The following is a 21,201-nucleotide window of genomic DNA, read 5'->3' on the forward strand; positions in this document are numbered from 1 at the left end:
AAAGGGCATATTTTCAAACTGGAGACGACAAAATGAAGAAGCTCATCGCCGCCGCACTGGCAACCACGGCCCTGACCGGCGCTGCACTGGCTCAATCCGCAGATGTCACCGAATTTCGCATCGGCATCCTCGGCGGGGAAAACGCGCAGGACCGGATGAACTCCTACGAATGTCTGCGCGGCTACACCGAAGAGCGCCTTGGCGTTCCGGCCAAACTCTTTGCCCCTGCCGACTATAACGGCGTTATCCAAGGCTTGCTGGGCGGCACGCTCGACATGGCGTGGCTGGGTGCCTCGGCCTATGCCGCCGTTTACCTGCAAGACCCCGAAGCGGTCGAGCCAGTACTGGTCAAGATCAACCTTGATGGCTCCTATGGCTACCACTCCATCGGCTTCGCGCGCAAAGATGCGGGCATCAACACGCTGGAAGACATGCAGGGCAAGGTCTTTGGCTTTGGCGATCCGAACTCCACCTCCGGCTACCTGATCCCTTCCATCGAAATCCCCCAGACGACCGGTGCCACCATGGAATCCGGCGACTACTTCGGTGAAGTGAAATTCACCGGCGGTCATGAGCAGACCATCGTCGCGGTCAACAACGGTGATGTGGCGGGCGGCGTGACATGGGCCGACGGTCAGGGCAACTGGGAAGACGGCTATAACTCCGGCGCGCTGCGCAAAGCCGTGGACGCGGGCCTCGTCGACATGAATGATCTGGTGGAAATCTGGCGCTCCAAGCCGATCCCCGAAGGCCCGGTCGTGCTGCGCAAAGACCTGCCTGAAGAGGTCAAAGCGACCATGACCCAACTGGTGGATGAGCTGCACGAGATGGATGCCGACTGCGCCTATAGCGTGGCTGCGGGCGAGAGCCTTGGCTTCGATCCGATTGCGCATGACGCCTATGTCTCGATCGTCGAAGCGCGCAAGGCGAAATCCAACTGATCCTTAGGGACGAAAGACATATGGCAGGTCCCGGCAACGATTGTCGGGGCCTGTCGTCATAGGGGGACGACAGATGCACCAGACCACCACCGCGCCACAGATCACAGCGGATTACCTTGCCCATACCCGACAGAAGCGGGTGATGAATATGATCCTGCTGGTCGTTTTCGTGGCCCTGCTGATCGGCGGTTTCGGCACCGCCAATGCCCGCAACGCTGGCGGGTTCTGGAACGGGCTGCCCAATGTCTTTGACTTCCCCGCCGATGTGCTGGGCGAGGCTTGGGAGCGCGCCCATCTGCTGCCCGGCTATTTCGTGAAATACCTCCCCTCTCTCATCGAGACGGTGAACATCGCCGGGGCCGCCACACTGATCGGCGCACTTTTCGCGTTCTTCGCCGCCCTTCTGGCCACCCGTGGCCTTGCCCCCGCGCCATGGCTCGTCGGCCCTCTGCGTCGCCTGCTGGATGTGCTGCGCGCCGTGCCCGAAATTGTCGTCGCCCTCGTCCTGATCTTCCTGCTCGGCGGCGGCCCGGTGCCTGCGATGATCGCCATCGCGCTGCATACCGTGGGCGCGCTTGGCAAACTTTTCTCTGAGGTGAACGAGAACGCCTCCCTCAAACCCGTCGACGGACTTGCCTCTGTCGGGGCGGGCTGGCTGCAACGCATGGTGCTGGGCGTCGTGCCACAGGTCGCGCCCAACTACCTCTCCTACGCGCTGCTGCGGTTCGAGATCAACATCCGCGCCTCGGCCATCCTCGGCTTCGTCGGCGCAGGCGGCATCGGCTATGACCTGCGCAACACGATGTCTTGGGGCCAAGGCAAATTCGACGAGGCGGCGGCGATCTTTTTGCTGCTCTTCGGCACGATCATCATCGTTGACCAAGTCTCAAGCCATTTCCGCAACCGGCTGACCCATGGCCGCGCCTATAAGGACAAGGGAGCCATCCTGTGACCGACCTTACCGCTTCCACCCTCCCCGCTCAGCAGGTCGCCAGCCGCAGCTTCCGCCGCAAGCGGATGGCGAGCCTTGCCGCTCCGGTACTGATCCTTGCCTACCTCACCTACGTCTTCTTTGCCTTCGACGTGGCCGGACTGGGCGATCGCATCAACGTGTCGAACATGAAGACGTTGGTCGCTGACAGTTACAGCTACAAAACCCATGTCGCCCGCGACAATCGCAACGGCGAGATAGAGATCGCCATCGAGGGCGAGCGCAAGGGCCGCTATGCGCCGGGCACCGCCCCCGATTGGGTCACCTTGGGCGAGACGACCCGCGTCGAATTGGGCAACGGCCATACCGTCGAACTGGGGCCAGAGGTGCGCTATGACGTGCCGGGCTACGGGCTAATCACCGCCACACCGGGCAGCAGCGGCGTCAACGCCACCCTGCCCGACGGCCCCCTGCCCGAGTGGATCAACGCCTCGAAAAACCGTCTTGCCGTAACCACGGAGGCAGGCCGCCTCACGATCACCCGCAACCGGGCCGAGGTCTTTCGCTATTTCAACGGGTGGGAGCTGTTCTTCTTCACGCTCGACAGCCCCTATCACGGCATGTCTCCGCTAGAGCTGCTGCGCAGCGGTGAATACGGCGCGATCTGGCAGGACTTCTGGACCAACAAGATGTGGCGTCATGGCGATGTCGCTTGGGCACTGGTCGAGACGGTCCTGATGGCCTTTCTCGGCACCTTTGGCGCGGCGATGATTGCCCTGCCGCTGGGGTTCCTCGCGGCCAAGAACTTCTCTCCGCTTGGCGGTCTGCGCTTCGCCGCACGGCGTCTTTTCGACTTCTTACGCGGCGTCGATGGGCTCATTTGGACCATCGTGCTGTCCCGTGCCTTTGGCCCCGGCCCGCTGACCGGCTCGCTGGCGATCCTGCTAACCGACACCGGCACCTTCGGCAAAATCTTCTCCGAGGCGCTGGAGAATGTGGATGACAAACAGATCGAAGGCATCGCCTCCACCGGGGCAGCCCCCGTACAGCGTTACCGCTTTGGCGTGATCCCCCAGATCACCCCGGTCCTGCTCAGCCAAGTGCTCTACTATCTGGAGTCCAACACCCGCTCTGCCACAATCATCGGCGCGATCACCGGCGGCGGCATCGGCCTGTTGCTGACCCAAGCGATCATCACCCAGAAGGATTGGGAGGAAGTCAGCTATTACATCGTGCTGATCATCCTGATGGTCGTGGCGATGGACAGTTTCTCGGGCTGGCTGCGCCGCAAGCTGATCGCGGGTAATGAGGCGGGCCACTGATGGCTCGTCTTAAACCCGACGCGCCCTTCCTCCACCCGGACTGCGAGGTCACTGACACGCAGTTCGGGCGCTATGTCGAGATCGGGCGCGCCACGCGCCTCGCTCACTCCGAGATCGGCGACTACTCCTATTGCGACCGCTGGTGCGACATCGCCAACACGCAAGTTGGCAAGTTCAGCAATATCGCCGCAAGCGTGCGCATCGGGGCCACGGATCACCCAATGGAAAAGGCCAGCCTGCACCACTTCCACTACCGCGCCGGAGACTACTTCGACGGGGCCGAGGATGACGCCGATTGGTTCGCCCTCCGCCGCAGCCACCGCACGGTGATAGGCCATGACACATGGCTGGGCCACGGCGCGCAGGTCCGGCCCGAGGTGACCATCGGCGCTGGCGCGGTTGTCGCGGGCGGAGCCATCGTCACCCGCGATGTGGCGCCCTATATGATCGTTGCTGGCATCCCCGCCAAACCCCTACGCCGCCGCTTTTCCGAAAGCATCGCCACGCGGATGGAGGAATTGGCGTGGTGGGATTGGCCCCATGACCGGCTGCAAGCATCGCTCAAGGATTTCCAGACCATGCCCGCCGAAGCGTTTTTGGAGAAATACGGCTAGTCGCCGGGGTTGAGGGTCAGCGTCACCCGATCACCCGCGAACCACGTCACCCCGTATTCCACCGGCACGCCCTCGGGGTCCACGTTGATCCCGGCAGAGCGCAGGATCGGCGCGCCTTCGGTCAGCCGCAAATGCAGCGCCTGCGTGGCATTGGCAAGCTTCGCCGTCAGCCGGGTCGAGGCGCGGGTGTAATCCGCCACCCCGCCCTGCGCCAAGGCCGTGGTGACCGAGCGGCTGGCCTCAAGCGCCGCCAACAGGTCGGGGAACCGCGCGGCGGGAAAGATGCTGCGAAAGATCGCGATGGGCTGCTCATCGGCCAGCGAAAGCCCTTCATAGACATGCACCAGCGCCTCCCCATCCAGCCCCAACTGCGCGGCCTCATGGGCCGAGGCCGCGCGGGTCTCCAACGCCAAAATCTCCTTGGCCGGCACCCGCCCCGCCGCCGCAAGGTTCTGATGAAACCGCACCCGTTTGCCGATGGGATAATCCGTGGGCCGCTGCGCCACGAAGACCCCCGCACCCCGACGGCTATAAGTCAGCCCGCTCTCGTTCATATCGCTGATCGCGCGGCGCACCGTATGGCGGTTCACCCCGAAGCGCGCCGCCAATTGCGCCTCAGTCGGAAGCCGATCGCCGGAGCCGTATTTCCCCGTGGCGATATCGTGGGTCAGCGTGGCGGTGATGGTTTTCCAAATCGCAGTACGGACCATGTCGCAGAAGTTTCACATATCCAAGCTTGCGCCAGCAGGAGGCCAGCGGCTAATACTTGTCTAGTTGTATAGTAAGTTAGACAAATGCACAAGGTGTCTAGATGACCGTTGAAACCAAAGAAAAGACCAGCGATCGGCAGGCTTGGATGGGCCTGCTTGCGCGGGCCGAGGCCCGCGATCTCGCCCGGCTTTGGGAGGGCTTCGGCCCCCTGCCCGCTCATGAGGTGCTCCGCGCGCCCGAGATCGGTGGCGTCATGTTGCGGGGCCGGATGGGCGCTGTGGGCGACGCCTTCAACATGGGTGAAATGTCCGTTACGCGCTGTTCCGTGCGGCTGGCGGATGGGCCAGACGGCCACGCCTATGTGCAAGGCCGCAGCCGCGACAAGGCGCTGCAAGCGGCCCTTACGGACGCGCTGATGCAAGGCAATGCGGCGGATGAGGTCCGCGCCAAACTGCTCGACCCGCTGGCCGAGATCGAGAGCCAGCGCCGCGCCAGCCGTGCCGCCAAGGCTGCGGCCACCAAGGTCGACTTTTTCACCATGGTCAGAGGAGAAGACTGATGCAGACCCTATCGCTGACCGGCGGGTTTCGCGACGCGCCCAAAGACGCCGCTTTTGCCTTTCGCGCGGTGATGAACGCCATGGCCAAACCGGGTGAGATCAACAGCGTGACCGGCGCCGAACCGCCTGCGGGCCTGTCCATCGCAGCCGGGGTCGTTTTGCTGACGCTCTGCGATCCCGAAACGCCGCTTTACCTCGCCCCCGGCTTCGACCGGCCCGAATTGCGCGACTGGATCACCTTCCACACCGGCGCGCCCTTCGCCCCCGCAACTGCGGCGCACTTCGCCTTGGGCGCTTGGGACGAGCTGCCGCGCGGCGACTTCCCCCTTGGGACTGCCGCCTACCCCGACCGCTCGGCCACGCTGATCGTTGAGGTGGATGATCTGCGCAGCGATGGCGCGACCCTCACCGGCCCCGGCATCAAAGACAGTGCCGCGCTGTCGCTGCCCGACCGTACGGCCTTCCAGCAAAACGCGGCGCTCTTTCCGCGTGGATTGGATTTCATTTTCACCTGCAGCGACCGTTTGGCGGCGCTGCCCCGAAGCACAAAGGTGTCCTGATGTATGTAGCGGTAAAAGGCGGCGAGCGGGCGATTGACAACGCCCACGCTTGGCTTGCCGAAGAGCGGCGCGGTGACGCAAGCGTGCCGGAACTCAGCGTCGCGCAAATCCGCGAGCAGATGACGCTGGCGGTGAACCGGGTGATGGCCGAAGGCTCGCTCTACGACCCCGACCTCGCCGCGTTGGCGATCAAACAGGCCCGGGGCGATCTGATCGAAGCGGTGTTCCTGATCCGCGCCTATCGCACCACCCTGCCCCGGTTTGGCGCCTCGCGCCCGATGGACACTGGCACCATGGCCTGCGACCGCCGCGTCTCGGCCACCTTCAAGGATGCGCCTGGCGGTCAGGTTTTGGGGCCGACCTTCGACTACACCCACCGGCTGCTGGATTTCAAACTGGCCGCCGATGGTGAGGTGTCGCCCGCGCCTGAGGCGACCGATGCAGAGCCGCCTAAGGACACGCCGCACATCATGGAATTCCTCGACCGCGAAGGGCTGATGCAGCGCGACACGGACAGCAAGACCCCGCCGCGCGACCTGACCCGCGAGCCCTTGGAACTCCCCGCCACCCGCGACCTGCGGCTGCAAGCGCTGACCCGCGGCGACGAGGGCTTCGTCCTCGGCATGGCCTACTCCACGCAGCGCGGCTATGCGCGCAACCACGCTTTCGTCGCGGAACTGCGCATCGGCAAAGTCGCGGTCGAAATGGACATTCCCGAACTCGGCTTCGCCATTGAGATCGGCGAGGTCGAGCTGACCGAATGCGAGACAGTGAACCAATTTGCAGGCTCCAAGACCGAGCCGCCGCAGTTCACCCGTGGCTATGGGATGGTCTTTGGCATGTCCGAGCGCAAGGCGATCTCAATGGCGCTGGTAGACCGGGCCTTGCGTTGGGAGGAGTTGGGCGAAGACAACCTCGGCGCGCCTGCGCAGGATGCGGAATTCGTGCTCTATCACGCCGATAACATCCAGGCGACGGGGTTTTTGGAGCATATCAAACTGCCCCATTACGTCGATTTCCAATCCGAACTCGAACTGATCCGCAAACTGCGCCGCGAGGCGACAGCCGCGGCCCAAGACGTAGCACGGGAGGCCGCGGAATGAGCCCCGCCATGACACAGAGTGACCAAGACAGGCATGAGGACCGGGGCATGAACGACTACAACTTTGCCTATCTGGATGAGCAGACCAAACGGATGATCCGCCGCGCGATCCTGAAAGGGTTGGCGATCCCCGGCTATCAGGTGCCCTTTGCCAGCCGCGAGATGCCGATGCCTTACGGCTGGGGCACTGGCGGGGTGCAGGTCTCCGCCGCGGTGCTGACGCCCGAGGATACCTTCAAGGTGATCGACCAAGGGGCGGATGACACGACCAACGCCGTCTCGATCCGCCGCTTTTTTCAAAAGACCGCCGGGGTCGCCGTGACCGAAGCCACGACCGAGGCCAGCGTCATCCAAACCCGGCACCGCATCCCCGAAGCCGCGCTGCGCGAAGATCAGGTGCTGGTCTATCAGGTGCCAATCCCCGAACCGCTGCGTTTTCTTGAGTCTTCGGAGGTCGAGACCCGCAAGATGCACGAGCTGGAGGAATACGGGCTGATGCATGTGAAGCTCTACGAAGACATCGCCCAACATGGTGCGATCGCCACGGCCTATGCCTATCCGGTCAAGGTCGAGGGGCGCTATGTGATGGACCCGTCGCCGATCCCCAAATTCGACAATCCGAAACTGGAAATGGCCGCGATCCAACTCTTCGGCGCAGGGCGTGAGCAGCGGATCTATGCGCTGCCGCCCTATACGCAGGTCGTCTCGCTGGATTTCGAGGATTACCCCTTTGAGGCGAGCAAGGCCGACCATCCCTGCGGCCTCTGCGGGGCCGAAGACAGCTATCTGGATGAGTTGATCGTCGATGACGCAGGGGGGCGCTTGTTCATGTGCTCCGACACCGATTATTGCGCGGCCCGTCAGGCCGCCGGGCATCGCGGCGCGGATGCGGCCCCTGTGTTGGAGGGCATGGCATGACTCCTTTGCTGCAAGTTGAAAACATCGCGAAATTCTATGGCGCGCGGATAGGCTGCACTGATGTCAGCTTTGATCTCTACCCCGGTGAGGTCATGGGCATCGTCGGCGAGAGCGGCTCGGGCAAGTCGACGCTGCTGAACACGCTGGCAGGACATCTCACGCCGGATCGCGGGGCGGTGCGTTTCGACACCCGCGCCGATGGGCTGCGCGACACAGTGACGATGAGCGAGCCGGAGCGCCGGATGCTGTCGCGCACCGATTGGGCCTTTGTCCACCAGCACGCGCGCGACGGGCTGCGCATGAACGTCAGCGCAGGCGGCAATGTGGGCGAGCGGCTGATGGCCGTGGGCGCACGGCACTACGGCGACATCCGCGCCAGCGCCACCGATTGGCTGGGCCGGGTGGAGATCAACGAAGACCGGATCGACGACCGGCCTTCGGCCTTCTCTGGCGGGATGCAGCAGCGCTTGCAGATTGCCCGCAACCTCGTGACCGGGCCACGATTGGTTTTCATGGACGAACCCACCGGCGGGCTGGACGTAAGCGTTCAGGCACGACTGCTCGACCTGCTGCGCGGTCTGGTGCGCGAGATGGGGCTGAGCGCCATTATCGTGACCCATGATCTGGCGGTGGTGCGGCTGCTGGCGGATCGGCTGATGGTGATGAAAGACGGCCATGTGGTGGAAACCGGACTGACCGATCAAGTCTTGGACGACCCGCAGCATGGCTATACCCAGCTTTTGGTCTCTAGCGTGCTACAGGTGTAATCATGCAAGAAAAACCATTCAATTTCAAAGTTATACTAAACAAGGCTAAACCATGATACGCGTTGAACATGTGAGCAAATCCTTCACCCTGCACAATCAGGGTGCGGCGGTGATCCCGGTGATGCGCGGCGGTGAATTGACCGTGGCGCGGGGCGAATGCGTGGCGCTGACCGGGGCGTCGGGGGCCGGGAAATCAACGCTGATGCGGATGATCTATGGCAATTACCTGACCGCCTCGGGCCGGGTCATGGTGGGCGATCTGGATGTCGCCCGCGCCGCCCCGCGTGAGATACTGGAGTTGCGCCGCCATGTGCTGGGCTATGTCAGCCAGTTCCTGCGTGTCGTGCCGCGGGTGGCGACGCTGGATGTGGTGGCCGAACCCCTGCGCGCGGTGGGTAGCAACGAAGCCGACGCACGGACGCGGGCCGGAGAACTGCTGGCGCAGCTCAACATCCCCGAACGCCTCTGGCAGCTCAGCCCCACGACCTTTTCAGGCGGGGAGCAGCAGCGGGTGAACATCGCGCGCGGCTTTGCGCATCCCTATCCCGTCCTGCTGCTGGATGAGCCGACGGCGAGCCTTGATGCCACCAACCGCGCCACCGTGCTGGCGCTGATCGAAGAGGCCAAAGCCCGCGGCACGGCGATCTTGGGTATTTTCCATGATGAGGCCGCCCGCGATCAAATCTGCGACCGCGAAGTGGACGTGACCCGTTTCACCCCCGGATTGGCCGCATGAGCGGGCGTTTTATCGCAGTCGTAGGCCCCTCCGGCGTCGGCAAGGATAGTGTAATGGAAGGACTGGCGGAAACCCTGCCCGACCTCTTCCTCGCCCGCCGCGCCATCACCCGGCCCGGTGAGGCCGGAGGCGAGGATTTCGAAGGGATCAGCGAGGAGGAGTTTCTGCGGCTCGAAGCAAATGGCGCCTTTGCCCTGAGTTGGGCCGCGCATGGGCTGCACTACGGCATTCCCATCGCCGTCGAGACGGCGCTGGCCGAGGGACGCGATGTGCTCGCCAACCTCTCACGCGGGGTGCTGACCGAGGCAAAACTACGGTTTGCGCGGTTCGAGGTGCTGTCGCTGAGCGCCTCCCCTCAAGTCTTGGCCGCGCGGCTGCGGGGCCGTGGGCGCGAGACGGAGGAGGAGATCACCGCCCGTCTGGCACGGGCCGAGCGCGCCCTGCCCGATCATATTGCGGCGATGGAGATTGAGAACTCCGGCCCTTTGGAGCAAACCGTGGCGCAGGCGCAGGCGGCACTTTACCCCGAGAGGGCGGCGCGGTGAACCTCATGGAACATACCGTCTTTGGCTTGCCCCACCAGCGTCAGGCTGCTCAGCACAAAGGGCTGTGGCAGATGCGGCGTGATGTAGGGATCAAGCGCTGCGGTGACCTGCGGCAGATCGGCTTTGGGCAGCTTGCTGGTGAGGGTAATGTGGAAGCGGAAAGCGTCCATGACGTAGGGATAGCCCCATTGGATGAGGTTCGCCTCTTGTGCAGGTGTCAAATTGGCCTGACGCCTGCGGGCCAGATCGGCCTCGGTCGGCGGCGCGCGAAACATGTCGAGGCCCCGCACCACTTCGGCGGCCATAGCGTTCAGCGCGGCGGTGTCGCCTTCTGGGGTCAGTGCCAAAAAGCGGCCCAGCGGGGTGAGCGCCACCCCATCGAGCGTGACCGGCGCAAGCCTCGTGCAAAGCACCTCAAACGCGGCCTGCAATCCATCAGCCGATGCGCCTTCGGCCAAAACGAAGGGCGGTTTGATCGTCGCATGCAGCCCGTATTTGCGCGGCGTTTCGGTCAGGGCGGCCACGTCAAGCCCGGCCACATCCGGATGCGCCACGGTGCGCCCGCGCGCCAGATCCCAACCCAGCCAAGCGGCTCCGGCCTCGGCCAGACTGCCCTGCGGCGTAAAATAGATCGCATAGCGGTCGAACTTCATTCATCTTCTCCCTGCATCCAAAGATGCGCAACAAGCGTGACGTTCACATGACAAAAGAAACCATTCTCGCCAATGCCAAAATCATCCTGCCCGATGCGGTGATCCCCGGCAGCGTCGTGCTGCGTGACGGGGTGATCGCCGATATCGCGGAAGGCACCGCCCTGCCCAAAGGAGCGGTCGATTGCGAGGGCGGCTACCTCGCCCCCGGGCTGGTCGAACTCCACACCGATAACCTTGAGCGCCACATGAAGCCGCGCCCCAAGGTCGACTGGCCGCACCGCGCGGCGATCATCGCACATGACCGCGAGCTGGCAGGCACCGGGATCACCACGGTTTTCGACGCGATCCGGGTCGGGTCGATCCTCTCGGATGAGGGGCGCAAACGCTACGGGAAATACGCCCGCGACATGGCCGATGAAATTCTGATGATGCGCGACAGCGGGGCGCTGGCGATCAGCCACCATATCCACCTGCGCGCCGAAATCTGTTCGGAAACTTTAGAGGAGGAACTGGCCGAGTTCGGCCCCGACGACAAGGTCGGCATCGTCAGCCTGATGGACCATACGCCGGGCCAGCGCCAGTTCCGCGATGTGCAAAAGTTCGAGGATTACGTCTGCGGCAAGAACGGTCTGCCCCGTGAGGATTTCGGCGATTACGTCACCTTCCTGCATGGGCTGCAAGAACGGCTGGGCGCGAAACATGAGGCGGCAGCGGTGGCAGCAGCCGCGCATTACGGCGCGGCGCTGGCCAGCCATGATGACACCACGGCCGAGCAGGTCGCGACCAGCCACGCCCACGGCGTGCGCTTGGCCGAATTCCCCACCACCCGCGAGGCGGCAGAGGCTTGTCACACCCAAAACATCGCCACGATCATGGGCGCGCCCAACCTCGTGCGCGGCGGGTCGCACTCGGGCAATGTGGCGGCGCGGGACTTGGCGGAACTGGACCTGCTCGACATTCTGTCGTCTGACTATGTCCCCGCCGCCCTGCTGTTGGGCGCCGTGCAATTGGGCCATCTGTGGGGCGATATGGCGCGGGGGCTGGCGACCGTCACCCGCACGCCTGCCCATCACGTAGGGCTGACCGACCGGGGCGAGATTGCCTTGGGTGCGCGGGCCGATCTGATCCAATTCGAGGTCATGAAGGACGCGCCGATCCTGCGGTCGGTCTATGCCATGGGCAACCGCGTGGCGTAAACGAGCTGCCATTTATTAACTGTGCATCCGCCGAACTTGGCGGGTGTGCCCCCGTCTCTGCGCCGCCTTTGCTGCGCAAAAACCCGCCCCTGCAAAGAATGTGGCTTTTTGCGCTGGTCTTACCGCTTCATAAAGCTAGATAACGCCTACTCTGCGTCTTGCAGATAGATTTCAGCCGGTTATCGGGACCGACAAATTTGAGGGAAGCGGTGCAAGAAGCATTTAGATTGGCCAGCGATCGTCTTGGACAAATCGTCGAAGACGCGGCAAGCGAAGTTTACCTGTTCTCAGCCGAAGACTTCACCTTCACCCTCGTCAACCGGGGCGCGCGCGAGAACCTTGGCTATTCCATGGATGAACTGCGCAGCATGGTGGCATGGGACATCAAGCCCGAACTGTCGGCGGATGCCTTTCTTGACCTTGTACAGCCACTGCTTCGCGGCGAGAAGACGACCCTTGAATATGAGACGGTCCACCAGCGCAAGGACGGCTCGCGTTATAGCGTTCTGACCCATTTGCAGCTGATCATCACCGAGGGTGAGAAGGTTTTCTACGCCGCGATACAGGACATCACCAAACAAAAAGAGACCAACGCGGCGCTGACCAAGGCCTCTACCCGGCTAGATGCGATCCTGAGCAATACCACCATGGCCATCTTCATGATGGACGACCAGCAGCAATGCGTCTTTATGAATCGTGCGGCTGAAGAGCTGACTGGCTATAAATTCGAGGAGACCGCCGGCAGACCGCTGCATGACGTGATCCACCACACCCATCCCGACGGGCGGCATTTCCCGATTGAAGACTGCGCCATCGACCGCGCTTTCCCGGAAAACCACCAGACCCAGGGCGAGGAAACTTTCGTTCACAAGGACGGCAGCTTCTATCCCGTGGGCTTTACCGCATCGCCGATGAAGAACGAGGCGGGCAAGACCGTAGGCACGGTGATCGAGGTCCGCGACCTGCGCGAAGAGCTGCGTGCGCGCAACGCTGAGATTGAGTTCAACAATGCGCTCAAGATTAAGATCGAAGAGGCCATGGCTGAACGGGATCGGCTTGAGGCGCAGTTGGTTCAGGCCCAGAAGATGGAGGCCGTAGGCCAACTTACGGGCGGCATCGCGCATGATTTCAACAACCTGCTCCAAGTGGTGGGCAGCAACCTTCAGCTGTTATCGAAAGAACTGGCTGAGGGCGACGCCAAGCGGCGGTTTGTCGACAACGCCATGGCGGGCGTATCCCGCGGGGCGAAGCTGACCGCGCAGTTGCTGGCTTTCGGTCGGCAGCAGCCGCTTGAGCCGAAGCCGCAGAACCTTGGCCGTTTGGTGCGGGGCATGGACGACATGCTGCGCCGCACTTTAGGCGAAGGCATCGAGGTCGAGACTGTGATCTCGGGCGGGCTGTGGAACTGTCTCGTCGATCCGGCACAACTGGAAAACGTGATCCTGAACCTTGCGATCAACGCCCGCGATGCGATGGCGCATCACGGCAAGCTGACGATTGAGGTGGGCAACGCGGCCCTTGATGACGCCTATGCGCGCAGCCAGCCCAATGTGACACCCGGACAATATGTCATGTTGGCGATCACCGATACCGGTTCTGGCATCGCGCCGGAGATTATGGAGAAGGTGTTTGACCCCTTCTTCACCACGAAGGAGACTGGTGAGGGCACAGGACTAGGCCTCAGCATGGTCTACGGCTTTATCAAGCAATCCGGCGGGCATATCAAACTTTACAGCGAAGAGGCTCAGGGCACGACCGTAAGGGTCTATCTGCCCCGCACGCAGCGCAAGGAAGAAAGCGCGCCACAGACTGCCGCCACTGAGACGCCCATCGGCAGCGGTGAGGTGATCCTTGTGGTCGAAGACGACGCCGCCGTGCGCGAAACCGCCGTCGATCTGCTGCGCGATCTGGGCTATGCCGTGCTTACGGCTGAAAACGCCGACAGCGCCTTGGCAATTGTCAAAAGCGGGGTGAAGATCAACCTGCTCTTTACCGACGTGGTCATGCCCGGCAAGGTCCGCAGCCCCGAGCTTGCCCGTGAAACCAAGGCACATTTGCCGAATGTGGGCGTGCTCTTTACCTCGGGCTACACGCAAAATGCCATCGTCCACGCCGGGCGACTGGACGAAGGAGTTGATCTGCTCAGCAAACCCTATACCCGCGAACGACTGGCGCTGAAAATCCATGAGATTCTGACCCGTCATTCCGAGACCACCCACATGGCGCGCGAAGCAGAGCAGGCCCCGGCCAGTGATGCGCCGAAGATTCTGTTGGTCGAAGACGACGCGCTGATCTGTATGGCCACCTCAGACATGCTCGCCGATCTGGGCTATGCTGTCACAGAAGCCGACAGTGTCGCCGCCGCCGAGCGCTGCCTTGCGGCGGAGCGGTTTGACCTGATGTTCACCGATCTCGGCCTGCCCGACGGCTCTGGCATGGATTTGGTGCAGCATGTCACGCAACTGCGGCCCGAGATTGCCGTTATCATCGCATCGGGGGCCGATCCGCGGGAATATGCCAAAGGCGAAACCGAGGCCACACGCTATGTTAGCTTGATGAAACCCTATGATGAGCATTCCCTGAAACGCGCCTTGGAGCAGTGTAGGGAAACGGCAGGATAAGGCGGCTAGGATCAGCCCGGTTTTCGATCTATGACGTGAGAAAACAAAAGAGAGGCAGATCATGCGCAGCATTACATTCGCAGCAGTTTCCACCCTTATCTTCGTCGCAGGTTGCGCAGGCATCGCCGCCGACCAAGTGATGGTTCACCGCACCGGGCCAAACGAGCTTTTGAAGCTGCGTTCCGGGCCGGGGCTTGATTTCGGGGTCATCATGGGCCTGCCCGATGGCACCGTCCTGAACCGCCGCGATTGTGTGACCGAGATTGGCCAGCTTTGGTGCCGGGTATCTCTGGCCGATGCGCCCGAGGTGCAAGGCTATGTCTCGGCGGATTATATCTCAGACATCTGAACGATAGGTCAGATTGAGGGTGGCGCGTTTGGAGCGCCGCCCATTCCGCCGACACGGTGGCCCCGCCCGCATGGGCATTCCTAAAAACTTGCCCCCAGCGTCCCTTCGCCGTTCCGGCGAAGAAATCGCCCCCCGTCCGGCACATGGGTCGATTTACTCTAAGTTCACTCTATCTCAGGCCTTCACACCCTTCGTGAAAGCCACTGAAGTCTCTCAAGAGTTAGGACAAATATGTGCCGCTTCCTCGCCTATATCGGACCTGAACTGCCAATCGAGGCGCTGCTCCTTGCCCCTGAGAACAGCCTGCTGAACCAAAGCCTTGATCCGGAACTGCACCCAAGCCTGCAACTGGCCGGTTGGGGCTTTGCCGCATGGAGCGGGCATTTGCTGAAGCCCGACGCGCCGTTGCTCTATCACCGGCCAAAGGCGGCCTTTCACGACGACAACGCCAAGACCCTAATCCCCAGCCTGCAGGCCCATACGATGCTCTCGCATATCCGCGCGGCCTCTTATGACGCCAGCGTCGTGCAGGCCGATGAGAACTGCCACCCGTTTTCCTTTGAGCATACCCCTTGGATCATCGCCCAGAACGGTGCCCTGCCCCATTGGCGGCAGTTGCAGCGCGAACTTCTGACCCATTGCAAAGATAAATACCTCACCCAGATGCGCGGCACGACGGATACGGAATTTCTCTATGTGCTGCTGCTGTCCCTCTTGGAAGACGACAGTGATGAGGAGGTGAAGCGCGGGTTTGAGAAGATGCTGAAACTGATCTGCGAGGCGGCTCGCAAGCTTGATCTTGCGGCGCTGACCAAGCTCAAGATCGCACTCGTCAGTTCGGATCGGATCATCGGCGTGAACTATGGCTGCGGCCATGAGGGCGAAACCGATGTGACCGGTGATTGGAAGAAGCTGCGGGATGAGGACTTGCCCCTCTCCATGCTGCTTGAACCCGTCTATGTGTTGACGGGCGCAAATTTTCAGGACTATGAAGGGTCGTACGAGGTCGACGCATGCCCCGAGGGGGAGGCGACATCGGCAATTTTTGCCTCCGAGCCGCTGACCGAAGACGGGGATGAATGGCTGAGCATCAGCTTTGGCGAGATCGTGTTTCTGGAGCGGAAAGACGGGCGTATCGCCAAAACGGTCAGCAAGCTCGACGTCTGACCGCCGCCCCTGCCCCCAGCCGATAGGAGCCCCCATGACAGATCGTTTCGACAGTTTTGCCGCCCTTTCGGCCAAGATGAAGCCAGATGTCGATTACCGCATACGCGCCGAGGATCGGGGCAGCGCTGTGATCCTGCTTGCCCCACATGGCGGCACGGTTGAGCCTGAGACGAGCCTGATCGCCGAGGCCATCGCGGGGCGCGACTATTCCTATTACCTGTTTGAGGCGCTGAAAGCCGGGGCGCATGGGGATTTCCACATCACCTCGCACCGCTTTGATGAGCCGCAGGCGCTGGAACTTGTGGCAAACGCGCAGGTCGCCGTGGCGATCCACGGGCGCAAAGATGATGGCACCGAGACCGTCTGGCTTGGGGGACGCGCCGAGGCCCTGCGCGACGCGATCGGCGCGGCCCTGCGTGAGGCGGGGTTTGAGGCGGCGCTAAACACCACCCTGCCGGGCGTGCATGAGACGAACATCTGCAACCGAACCCGCTCTGGCGAGGGGGTGCAGCTTGAACTGCCCCGGTCGCTCAGGCGAATGTTGGCGGAAGATGCCGCGCTTCTTGAGGCGTTTTGTCTGGCGGTGCGCAGGGCGCTTTAGCTGAGGCGGCAAGCCCAGAGCGGGCCTGCCATTTCTCAGTTCCGTTTCTGGAACAGGATTACCCTGCAGCACCAAATAATGACGCGCCTAGCATGAACAGCGGCGACACGGCGTGGAGCAGCGGGCTCGACCCTTCTTTCAGCGGATCGAACATCGCAGTTGCTAATGACGTCTTCGGGCCAACGCGCAGCAGCATTGTGTTCAGCTATGCGAGCTTAATCGGAAACAGCGGTGCCGACTTCTTAGCCGACGGACATAGTGCCTTGTAGAAACGTCGAAAATTGCACCACGTTCACGACGCATTTATCCTCCGCAACCAAGTCGCAAACCGTCAATCCTTGCCCCTGCAAAGCGTGAGTTCAAGTTACCGCAGCCTCAATTTTGGAAACCTTATCCAAGGCCACTGCCAGCGTCGTCGAACTGAACGATGCTTTCGCGTCACAGGGCCTCGCCACCTTGCGCGATTTGGGCATCGCAGACGACGGTCCACGGGTGACCCCAACGGCGGCGCAATCAGCCTTGGCCACCCCTTGGGCATGTCAGGGGCCAGGATCACCGGCACGGCCATGCTGGAGTTGAAACCCGGCGAGAAGTCCCTTTCCACGATGTGCATCGGCGTCGGCCAAGGGATTGCCATCGCATTGGAGGCCGTCTGAACCGCTGGCCGTAGTGTGGGGATAGGACTCACTCTGTTGCGCGTGGGTAACTAAAGCCCTGTCTGCAACATCCAACTGTTCTACCCCGCGAATAGTTGACGCTGGCAGGCGCTGGTGGAAGGGGTTAGGACGGATGCGGAGGATCCCCCATGCGCAACCCTGACAGCCTCACGACCAGACCCAACGAAGACACACCTCAAGGTCTGGCCTTTGCCATTGCAGCCTATGTCTTCTGGGGGTTCCTGCCCCTCTATATGAAGGCGCTGGCGCATATCCCGGCGGCCGAGGTCGTCGCCCACCGGGTGGTCTGGTCTGTACCCATCGCAGCGCTTGTACTGGTGGTGATGCGGCGGACGCAGGATTTGAAAGCGGCGCTACTCTCCCCCCGCACGCTGCTCATGGGTGCGGTGACGGCCACGCTGATCTCGATCAACTGGGGCATCTATGTCTGGGCGATCGCCTCGGGCCACGCGCTTGATGCAGCATTGGGCTATTACATCAACCCTCTGTTCAGCATTCTATTGGGCGCGCTTCTTTTGGGGGAACGCATGTCCAAGCGGCAATTGCTCGCAGTGGGCCTCGCCGTGGGGGCCGTGCTCGTGCTGGCACTGGACACTGGATCGATCCCATGGGTTGCCTTGGGGCTGACTTTGAGCTGGGGCTTTTACGCGCTGGCCAAGAAGAGCCTGCCGATCGGGCCGAACCAAGGCTTCCTTCTCGAAGTGCTCCTCCTGCTCGTCCCGGCCCTCGCCTATATCGCCTACCTTACGTCCACCGGCCAGGGGAATTTCCTCACCGGAACGCCGATCGATACGTGGCTTTTGCTGGGCTGTGGCGCGGTTACAGCGGTGCCTTTGCTTGTCTATGCCAACGGCGCCAAGCTCTTGCGGCTCTCGACCATCGGAATTTTGCAGTACATCGCGCCAACCATGATCTTCATCGTTGCGGTATTCGTATTTGGCGAAGAGTTTGGCCGCGCGCGAATGATCGCCTTCCCGATGATCTGGGCGGCGCTGATCCTTTACTCGTCATCGATGCTTCAACAGATGCGTCGGAGCCGCTCTGCCAAGAGGCCTGTAGGTCAAGGTTGAGCGTTAGGTGGATAACTGCGGCTGGGAGCTTGCTTAGCGCGGTAGTCCTTTCCGTTCATCCGCGAGTTCGCACACTATCCCCTCGTACGATTCATAATCGGTTTTTTTGATCGCTATAAACATACCACAGGCAGGTAGCCCGCCCCGAACACAGACTTGTTTGATATGAGCGCGATGCTCCATCGAACGCGGACCCATTGATCGGGTCTCTCACAGGGGCATATAGCGTTGCTGAAGCTGCAAAGGTATGGCTCTGCACATCTTGACGCCGAAGGGTGAAATGGAGCAGAGGCAACTTGATATGCAACCTCACGTGCAACCAAATCTGCCAATTCAGGGAAAAGGCATCGGAGCCAAACACGAAATGTGTTTGTTCTCAGATGCTTGTCAGGAAATTGGCTCCGGCGGTAGGGGCAGGAGATAACAGCTAAGCACCACTGAAATCAAAGGGAAATTCTCCGATTCCGGCACCGAACCCGGCGGTGTGACCCAGCTTGTGCCGTAACCTGTGCACCGGGTCAAGAGGCGCACGAGTCCGAAGCGCTTTCGCAGAGACGGGGCGGGCGGGGCGTATCTCTCGGGAAGCTTGCCGACCCCAAACGAGGGCGTGATCGTGTGGGGTTTGGTCTATGGACCGGAAACAAGATTGACTGCGCGAAACCTATGTCCGACTCAACCTCCAAGTTCCGCAGCGTTGTCGGAAGGAATTGCTACACCATGATCAGCTATTCAGACCACAATCCGCTACCCATCTCCACTCCTTCGAGCGTATCCAGTAGGAGTTCTTCGCCCGCCACAAACCTGAGCTGCCTCCGTTAGGCGAGCTTGTTTATCGAATCCGTGGCATGCAGCATCCGTCCGTCCTACAAAGGTCGCAACAAGAACACGAGGGACGACCATGGACGAATTGAAGCTCGATCTCGAGCACTGCTACGGCATTCGCCGGCTCGAGCACACGTTCAACTTCACTGAATGCCAAGCAACGGCTCTATATGCCCCGAACGGCGCCATGAAATCGTCTCTGGCGAAGACTTTTCAAGACATCGCAGACGGGAAGAAGTCTTCAGATCGGATGTTCCCCGATCGGGCAACCAAGCGTGTGGTCGTCGACGAGAACGGTGCAGAGCTTGATCCTGAGTCAATCCTGGTTGTCCGCCCATATGATGAGGAGTTCGGCCCCGGCGCGAATACCTCGACGCTCCTTGTGAACGCTGCACTGCGCAGAGACTACGAAAAGCTGAATGCGGGCGTCGAGGATGCAAAGAAGGCCTTCCTCGCCGCCATGAAGGAGCAGTCTGGTTCAAAACGCGACCTCGCTGCCGAGATATCGGCGACGTTCACTCGGACCGAAAATCAGTTCCTGACGGCGGTCATCCGAATAAATGACGAAATCAAGATCCAGTCCGAAGCGCCGTTCGCGGACATCCCCTACGACCTGGTATTCGATGCGAAGGTCGTCGAGATGCTCGAGAAACAGCAAGTGCAGGAAGCGCTTAAAGACTACGTAGCCCGGTTCAACGAGCTGATCGACCAGTCCACCTACTTCAAGCGCGGCACCTTCACATACTACAACGCTGGTGAGATTGCCAAAGCGCTCGAAAGCAACGGATTCTTCGACGCCGCGCATAGCGTCAGACTGAACGCGGACCAGCACGTTGAGATCACCACGAAGCAGCAGCTCGAGGACCTTGTCAAAGCAGAGAAAGAAGGGATCGCGGCTGACGCAAAGCTACGCAAGACGTTCGAAGCCGTCGAGAAGCTGCTTCACCGAAATGTCAGCGTGCGGGACTTCAACTCATTCATATCCAACCGGGAGGATATCGTTCCCGCCCTTTCGAACATCGGTAATTTTAAGGAGCAGGTCTGGAAGAGCTACATCGTCAAGCATCGGGACGCATATGATCGGCTTGTCCAGGAAATCCGAGATGCAGCTGAGAGGAGGAAGCAGATAGAGGAAGCCGCCCGCAACGAGCGGACCGCATGGCAGGAAGTTATCGATATCTTCAACAGCCGCTTCTTCGTGCCATTCGAGCTGAGCGTAAAGAATCTCACCTCGGCCGTTCTCGGAGGCGAAATTCCGAAACTTGGGTTCACGTTCAAAGAGGGTGAGGATCGGAAGGACGTCGACAAGAACGCCCTTCTGGAAGTTCTGAGCACAGGTGAAAGGAAAGCGCTATACATTCTGAATATCATCTTCGAGGTTCAGATCCGGATGAAATCCGGCCAGAGAACGCTAATGGTTGTTGATGATGTTGCGGACTCGTTCGACTACAAAAACAAGTATGCCATTATCCAATATCTAAAGGACATCTCTGAGGACGAGAATTTCCGGCAGATCATTCTGACCCACAACTTCGACTTCTTCAGGACGCTTGAGAGCCGCTTTCTGAGAAGGGACAGCTGCTTCATGGTAGCCAGGAAGGAGAGCGGCGTCGAGGTCAGTCAGGCCGTCGGAATCAGGAACATCTTTGTCAACGACTGGAAGGTCCACTTCGGCACGGCACCTCGGAAGCGTATCGCTTCGATCCCTTTCATGCGGAACCTCGTGGAGTTCACGAAGGGCACCCAAGACCCTGACTACGGAGCCCTTACCGCGCTCCTTCACGTAAAACCGAATACGGCAACGATCACGGATGCTGAGCTATTCGAGTTTTACAGCCGTATCTTTGGCGCTGCCGCGCGAAATGCCACTCCTACTGCCGGCACCGCGCTCGACCTGATCTATGAGGAAGCCGATGCATGTTTGGTCGAGGCCGACGGGGCGAACTTCGAGAACAAGATCGTCCTGTCCATCGCCACGCGCCTGCGTGCAGAGCAATACATGATTGGGCGGATCGACGACCCGGAGGCCATTGCGGGCATCCGTGGCATGCAGACGACGGCGCTGCTAAGATGCTTCAAGGAGCGCTTCCCGGATGATAATGCGACGGCAGTGATGGACCGCGTCGTCCTCATGACGCCCGAGAACATTCACCTCAACTCGTTCATGTATGAGCCGATTCTGGATATGTCTGACGAGCACCTCCGAAAGATCTATGCAGAAGTTAAGGCGCTGTGACTGGCAGCCCTCGGTAACGCGCTCAGCTGCAAGGAGACAACCTGATCCGGTGAACGGGTCGGCGGCTTGATATTGACGCATGACCCCGGCGCGCCGCCAGTGA

At 61.2% G+C, this 21,201-nt stretch carries 20 protein-coding genes and 1 pseudogene; 19 read left to right on the top strand and 2 right to left on the bottom strand.

The features are described from left to right. The first annotated feature begins 32 nt into the window (after positions 1 to 32). From phnD to K3759_RS12000, 4 genes are all read left to right on the top strand, one after another. The gene (gene phnD, locus K3759_RS11985) at positions 33 to 941 is read left to right on the top strand and encodes a phosphonate ABC transporter substrate-binding protein (RefSeq protein WP_259982091.1); all 909 of its coding nucleotides are present in this window, start codon (positions 33 to 35) and stop codon (positions 939 to 941) included. Positions 942 to 1,014: 73 nt separating this feature from the next. Beyond that, entirely contained in the window at positions 1,015 to 1,893 is an 879-nt protein-coding gene (gene phnE / locus K3759_RS11990) for a phosphonate ABC transporter, permease protein PhnE (RefSeq protein ID WP_259982093.1), read from the top strand. Positions 1,894 to 1,958: 65 nt separating this feature from the next. Then, the gene (gene phnE, locus K3759_RS11995) at positions 1,959 to 3,194 is read left to right on the top strand and encodes a phosphonate ABC transporter, permease protein PhnE (RefSeq protein WP_259985634.1); all 1,236 of its coding nucleotides are present in this window, start codon (positions 1,959 to 1,961) and stop codon (positions 3,192 to 3,194) included. After that, the gene (locus K3759_RS12000; RefSeq protein WP_259982094.1) at positions 3,194 to 3,808 is read left to right on the top strand and encodes a chloramphenicol acetyltransferase; all 615 of its coding nucleotides are present in this window, start codon (positions 3,194 to 3,196) and stop codon (positions 3,806 to 3,808) included. The genes phnE (K3759_RS11995) and K3759_RS12000 overlap by 1 nt, the downstream gene beginning before the upstream one ends. On the opposite strand, the gene phnF is transcribed toward K3759_RS12000, so the two are convergent. Beyond that, on the bottom strand, positions 3,805 to 4,518 hold the full coding sequence (gene phnF / locus K3759_RS12005; RefSeq protein WP_259982096.1) for a phosphonate metabolism transcriptional regulator PhnF: 714 nt from the start codon (positions 4,516 to 4,518) through the stop codon (positions 3,805 to 3,807). The genes K3759_RS12000 and phnF overlap by 4 nt on opposite strands. Positions 4,519 to 4,619: 101 nt before the next feature. On the opposite strand from phnF, the gene phnG reads away from it, so the two are divergent. Genes phnG through phnN form a run of 7 tightly spaced genes read left to right on the top strand, consistent with a single transcriptional unit; the run spans position 4,620 to position 9,706 of the window. Continuing rightward, positions 4,620 to 5,078, top strand: a complete 459-nt coding sequence (phnG, locus tag K3759_RS12010; protein ID WP_259982098.1) for a phosphonate C-P lyase system protein PhnG — start codon at positions 4,620 to 4,622, stop codon at positions 5,076 to 5,078. After that, entirely contained in the window at positions 5,078 to 5,638 is a 561-nt protein-coding gene (gene phnH / locus K3759_RS12015; protein WP_259982101.1) for a phosphonate C-P lyase system protein PhnH, read from the top strand. The genes phnG and phnH overlap by 1 nt, the downstream gene beginning before the upstream one ends. After that, the gene (locus K3759_RS12020) at positions 5,638 to 6,741 is read left to right on the top strand and encodes a carbon-phosphorus lyase complex subunit PhnI (protein ID WP_259982102.1); all 1,104 of its coding nucleotides are present in this window, start codon (positions 5,638 to 5,640) and stop codon (positions 6,739 to 6,741) included. The genes phnH and K3759_RS12020 overlap by 1 nt, the downstream gene beginning before the upstream one ends. Before the next feature lie 47 nt (positions 6,742 to 6,788). Continuing rightward, positions 6,789 to 7,658 carry an alpha-D-ribose 1-methylphosphonate 5-phosphate C-P-lyase PhnJ gene (locus tag K3759_RS12025; protein WP_259985636.1) on the top strand — a complete coding sequence of 290 codons (870 nt, stop codon included), beginning with the start codon at positions 6,789 to 6,791 and terminating at the stop codon, positions 7,656 to 7,658. After that, positions 7,655 to 8,425 carry a phosphonate C-P lyase system protein PhnK gene (gene phnK / locus K3759_RS12030; RefSeq protein ID WP_007117460.1) on the top strand — a complete coding sequence of 257 codons (771 nt, stop codon included), beginning with the start codon at positions 7,655 to 7,657 and terminating at the stop codon, positions 8,423 to 8,425. Before K3759_RS12025 ends, phnK begins: the two co-directional genes overlap by 4 nt. A gap of 52 nt (positions 8,426 to 8,477) precedes the next feature. Then, complete coding sequence (phnL, locus tag K3759_RS12035) at positions 8,478 to 9,161, top strand: phosphonate C-P lyase system protein PhnL (protein ID WP_259982104.1); 684 nt, start codon at positions 8,478 to 8,480, stop codon at positions 9,159 to 9,161. Next, on the top strand, positions 9,158 to 9,706 hold the full coding sequence (phnN, locus tag K3759_RS12040; RefSeq protein WP_259982107.1) for a phosphonate metabolism protein/1,5-bisphosphokinase (PRPP-forming) PhnN: 549 nt from the start codon (positions 9,158 to 9,160) through the stop codon (positions 9,704 to 9,706). Before phnL ends, phnN begins: the two co-directional genes overlap by 4 nt. Here phnN and K3759_RS12045 read toward each other — a convergent pair. Beyond that, a complete protein-coding gene (locus K3759_RS12045) occupies positions 9,682 to 10,359 on the bottom strand; it encodes a DUF1045 domain-containing protein (protein WP_259982109.1) in 678 nt (225 codons plus the stop codon). The two genes, phnN and K3759_RS12045, sit on opposite strands and share 25 nt — an antisense overlap. A 47-nt stretch (positions 10,360 to 10,406) precedes the next feature. Here K3759_RS12045 and K3759_RS12050 point away from each other — a divergent pair, with 47 nt between their 5' ends. The 8 genes and pseudogenes from K3759_RS12050 to K3759_RS12085 all read left to right on the top strand — a co-directional run bounded on the left by K3759_RS12050 (position 10,407) and on the right by K3759_RS12085 (position 21,098). Then, entirely contained in the window at positions 10,407 to 11,555 is a 1,149-nt protein-coding gene (locus tag K3759_RS12050) for an alpha-D-ribose 1-methylphosphonate 5-triphosphate diphosphatase (protein WP_259982111.1), read from the top strand. A gap of 227 nt (positions 11,556 to 11,782) precedes the next feature. Continuing rightward, entirely contained in the window at positions 11,783 to 14,176 is a 2,394-nt protein-coding gene (locus K3759_RS12055; RefSeq protein WP_259982113.1) for a PAS domain S-box protein, read from the top strand. Between the two features lie 61 nt (positions 14,177 to 14,237). Further along, on the top strand, positions 14,238 to 14,525 hold the full coding sequence (locus K3759_RS12060; protein ID WP_259982115.1) for an SH3 domain-containing protein: 288 nt from the start codon (positions 14,238 to 14,240) through the stop codon (positions 14,523 to 14,525). Between the two features lie 231 nt (positions 14,526 to 14,756). After that, on the top strand, positions 14,757 to 15,692 hold the full coding sequence (locus K3759_RS12065; RefSeq protein WP_259982117.1) for a class II glutamine amidotransferase: 936 nt from the start codon (positions 14,757 to 14,759) through the stop codon (positions 15,690 to 15,692). Positions 15,693 to 15,726: 34 nt separating this feature from the next. Continuing rightward, entirely contained in the window at positions 15,727 to 16,293 is a 567-nt protein-coding gene (locus tag K3759_RS12070; protein WP_259982119.1) for a poly-gamma-glutamate hydrolase family protein, read from the top strand. A 411-nt stretch (positions 16,294 to 16,704) separates the two neighbouring features. Beyond that, positions 16,705 to 16,949, top strand: a pseudogene (locus K3759_RS12075) (3-oxoadipyl-CoA thiolase); the annotation flags it as partial. Between the two features lie 149 nt (positions 16,950 to 17,098). Next, a complete protein-coding gene (gene rarD, locus K3759_RS12080) occupies positions 17,099 to 18,040 on the top strand; it encodes an EamA family transporter RarD (RefSeq protein ID WP_259982122.1) in 942 nt (313 codons plus the stop codon). Between the two features lie 898 nt (positions 18,041 to 18,938). Then, the gene (locus K3759_RS12085; protein WP_259982123.1) at positions 18,939 to 21,098 is read left to right on the top strand and encodes a hypothetical protein; all 2,160 of its coding nucleotides are present in this window, start codon (positions 18,939 to 18,941) and stop codon (positions 21,096 to 21,098) included. Positions 21,099 to 21,201: the final 103 nt, after the last annotated feature.

The sequence above is a fragment of the Sulfitobacter sp. W027 genome (assembly GCF_025143985.1).
In the GTDB taxonomy this organism is placed as follows: domain Bacteria; phylum Pseudomonadota; class Alphaproteobacteria; order Rhodobacterales; family Rhodobacteraceae; genus Sulfitobacter.

Excerpts from the sequence above, each read along its gene's own strand:
- phnD (WP_259982091.1), top strand. The coding sequence starts at position 33 with ATGAAGAAGCTCATCGCCGCCGCACTGGCAACCACGGCCCTGACCGGC.
- phnE (WP_259982093.1), top strand. The coding sequence starts at position 1,015 with ATGCACCAGACCACCACCGCGCCACAGATCACAGCGGATTACCTTGCC.
- phnE (WP_259985634.1), top strand. The coding sequence starts at position 1,959 with ATGGCGAGCCTTGCCGCTCCGGTACTGATCCTTGCCTACCTCACCTAC.
- K3759_RS12000 (WP_259982094.1), top strand. The coding sequence starts at position 3,194 with ATGGCTCGTCTTAAACCCGACGCGCCCTTCCTCCACCCGGACTGCGAG.
- phnF (WP_259982096.1), bottom strand. The coding sequence starts at position 4,518 with ATGGTCCGTACTGCGATTTGGAAAACCATCACCGCCACGCTGACCCAC.
- phnG (WP_259982098.1), top strand. The coding sequence starts at position 4,620 with ATGACCGTTGAAACCAAAGAAAAGACCAGCGATCGGCAGGCTTGGATG.
- phnH (WP_259982101.1), top strand. The coding sequence starts at position 5,078 with ATGCAGACCCTATCGCTGACCGGCGGGTTTCGCGACGCGCCCAAAGAC.
- K3759_RS12020 (WP_259982102.1), top strand. The coding sequence starts at position 5,638 with ATGTATGTAGCGGTAAAAGGCGGCGAGCGGGCGATTGACAACGCCCAC.
- K3759_RS12025 (WP_259985636.1), top strand. The coding sequence starts at position 6,789 with ATGAACGACTACAACTTTGCCTATCTGGATGAGCAGACCAAACGGATG.
- phnK (WP_007117460.1), top strand. The coding sequence starts at position 7,655 with ATGACTCCTTTGCTGCAAGTTGAAAACATCGCGAAATTCTATGGCGCG.
- phnL (WP_259982104.1), top strand. The coding sequence starts at position 8,478 with ATGATACGCGTTGAACATGTGAGCAAATCCTTCACCCTGCACAATCAG.
- phnN (WP_259982107.1), top strand. The coding sequence starts at position 9,158 with ATGAGCGGGCGTTTTATCGCAGTCGTAGGCCCCTCCGGCGTCGGCAAG.
- K3759_RS12045 (WP_259982109.1), bottom strand. The coding sequence starts at position 10,359 with ATGAAGTTCGACCGCTATGCGATCTATTTTACGCCGCAGGGCAGTCTG.
- K3759_RS12050 (WP_259982111.1), top strand. The coding sequence starts at position 10,407 with ATGACAAAAGAAACCATTCTCGCCAATGCCAAAATCATCCTGCCCGAT.
- K3759_RS12060 (WP_259982115.1), top strand. The coding sequence starts at position 14,238 with ATGCGCAGCATTACATTCGCAGCAGTTTCCACCCTTATCTTCGTCGCA.
- K3759_RS12065 (WP_259982117.1), top strand. The coding sequence starts at position 14,757 with ATGTGCCGCTTCCTCGCCTATATCGGACCTGAACTGCCAATCGAGGCG.
- K3759_RS12070 (WP_259982119.1), top strand. The coding sequence starts at position 15,727 with ATGACAGATCGTTTCGACAGTTTTGCCGCCCTTTCGGCCAAGATGAAG.
- rarD (WP_259982122.1), top strand. The coding sequence starts at position 17,099 with ATGCGCAACCCTGACAGCCTCACGACCAGACCCAACGAAGACACACCT.
- K3759_RS12085 (WP_259982123.1), top strand. The coding sequence starts at position 18,939 with ATGGACGAATTGAAGCTCGATCTCGAGCACTGCTACGGCATTCGCCGG.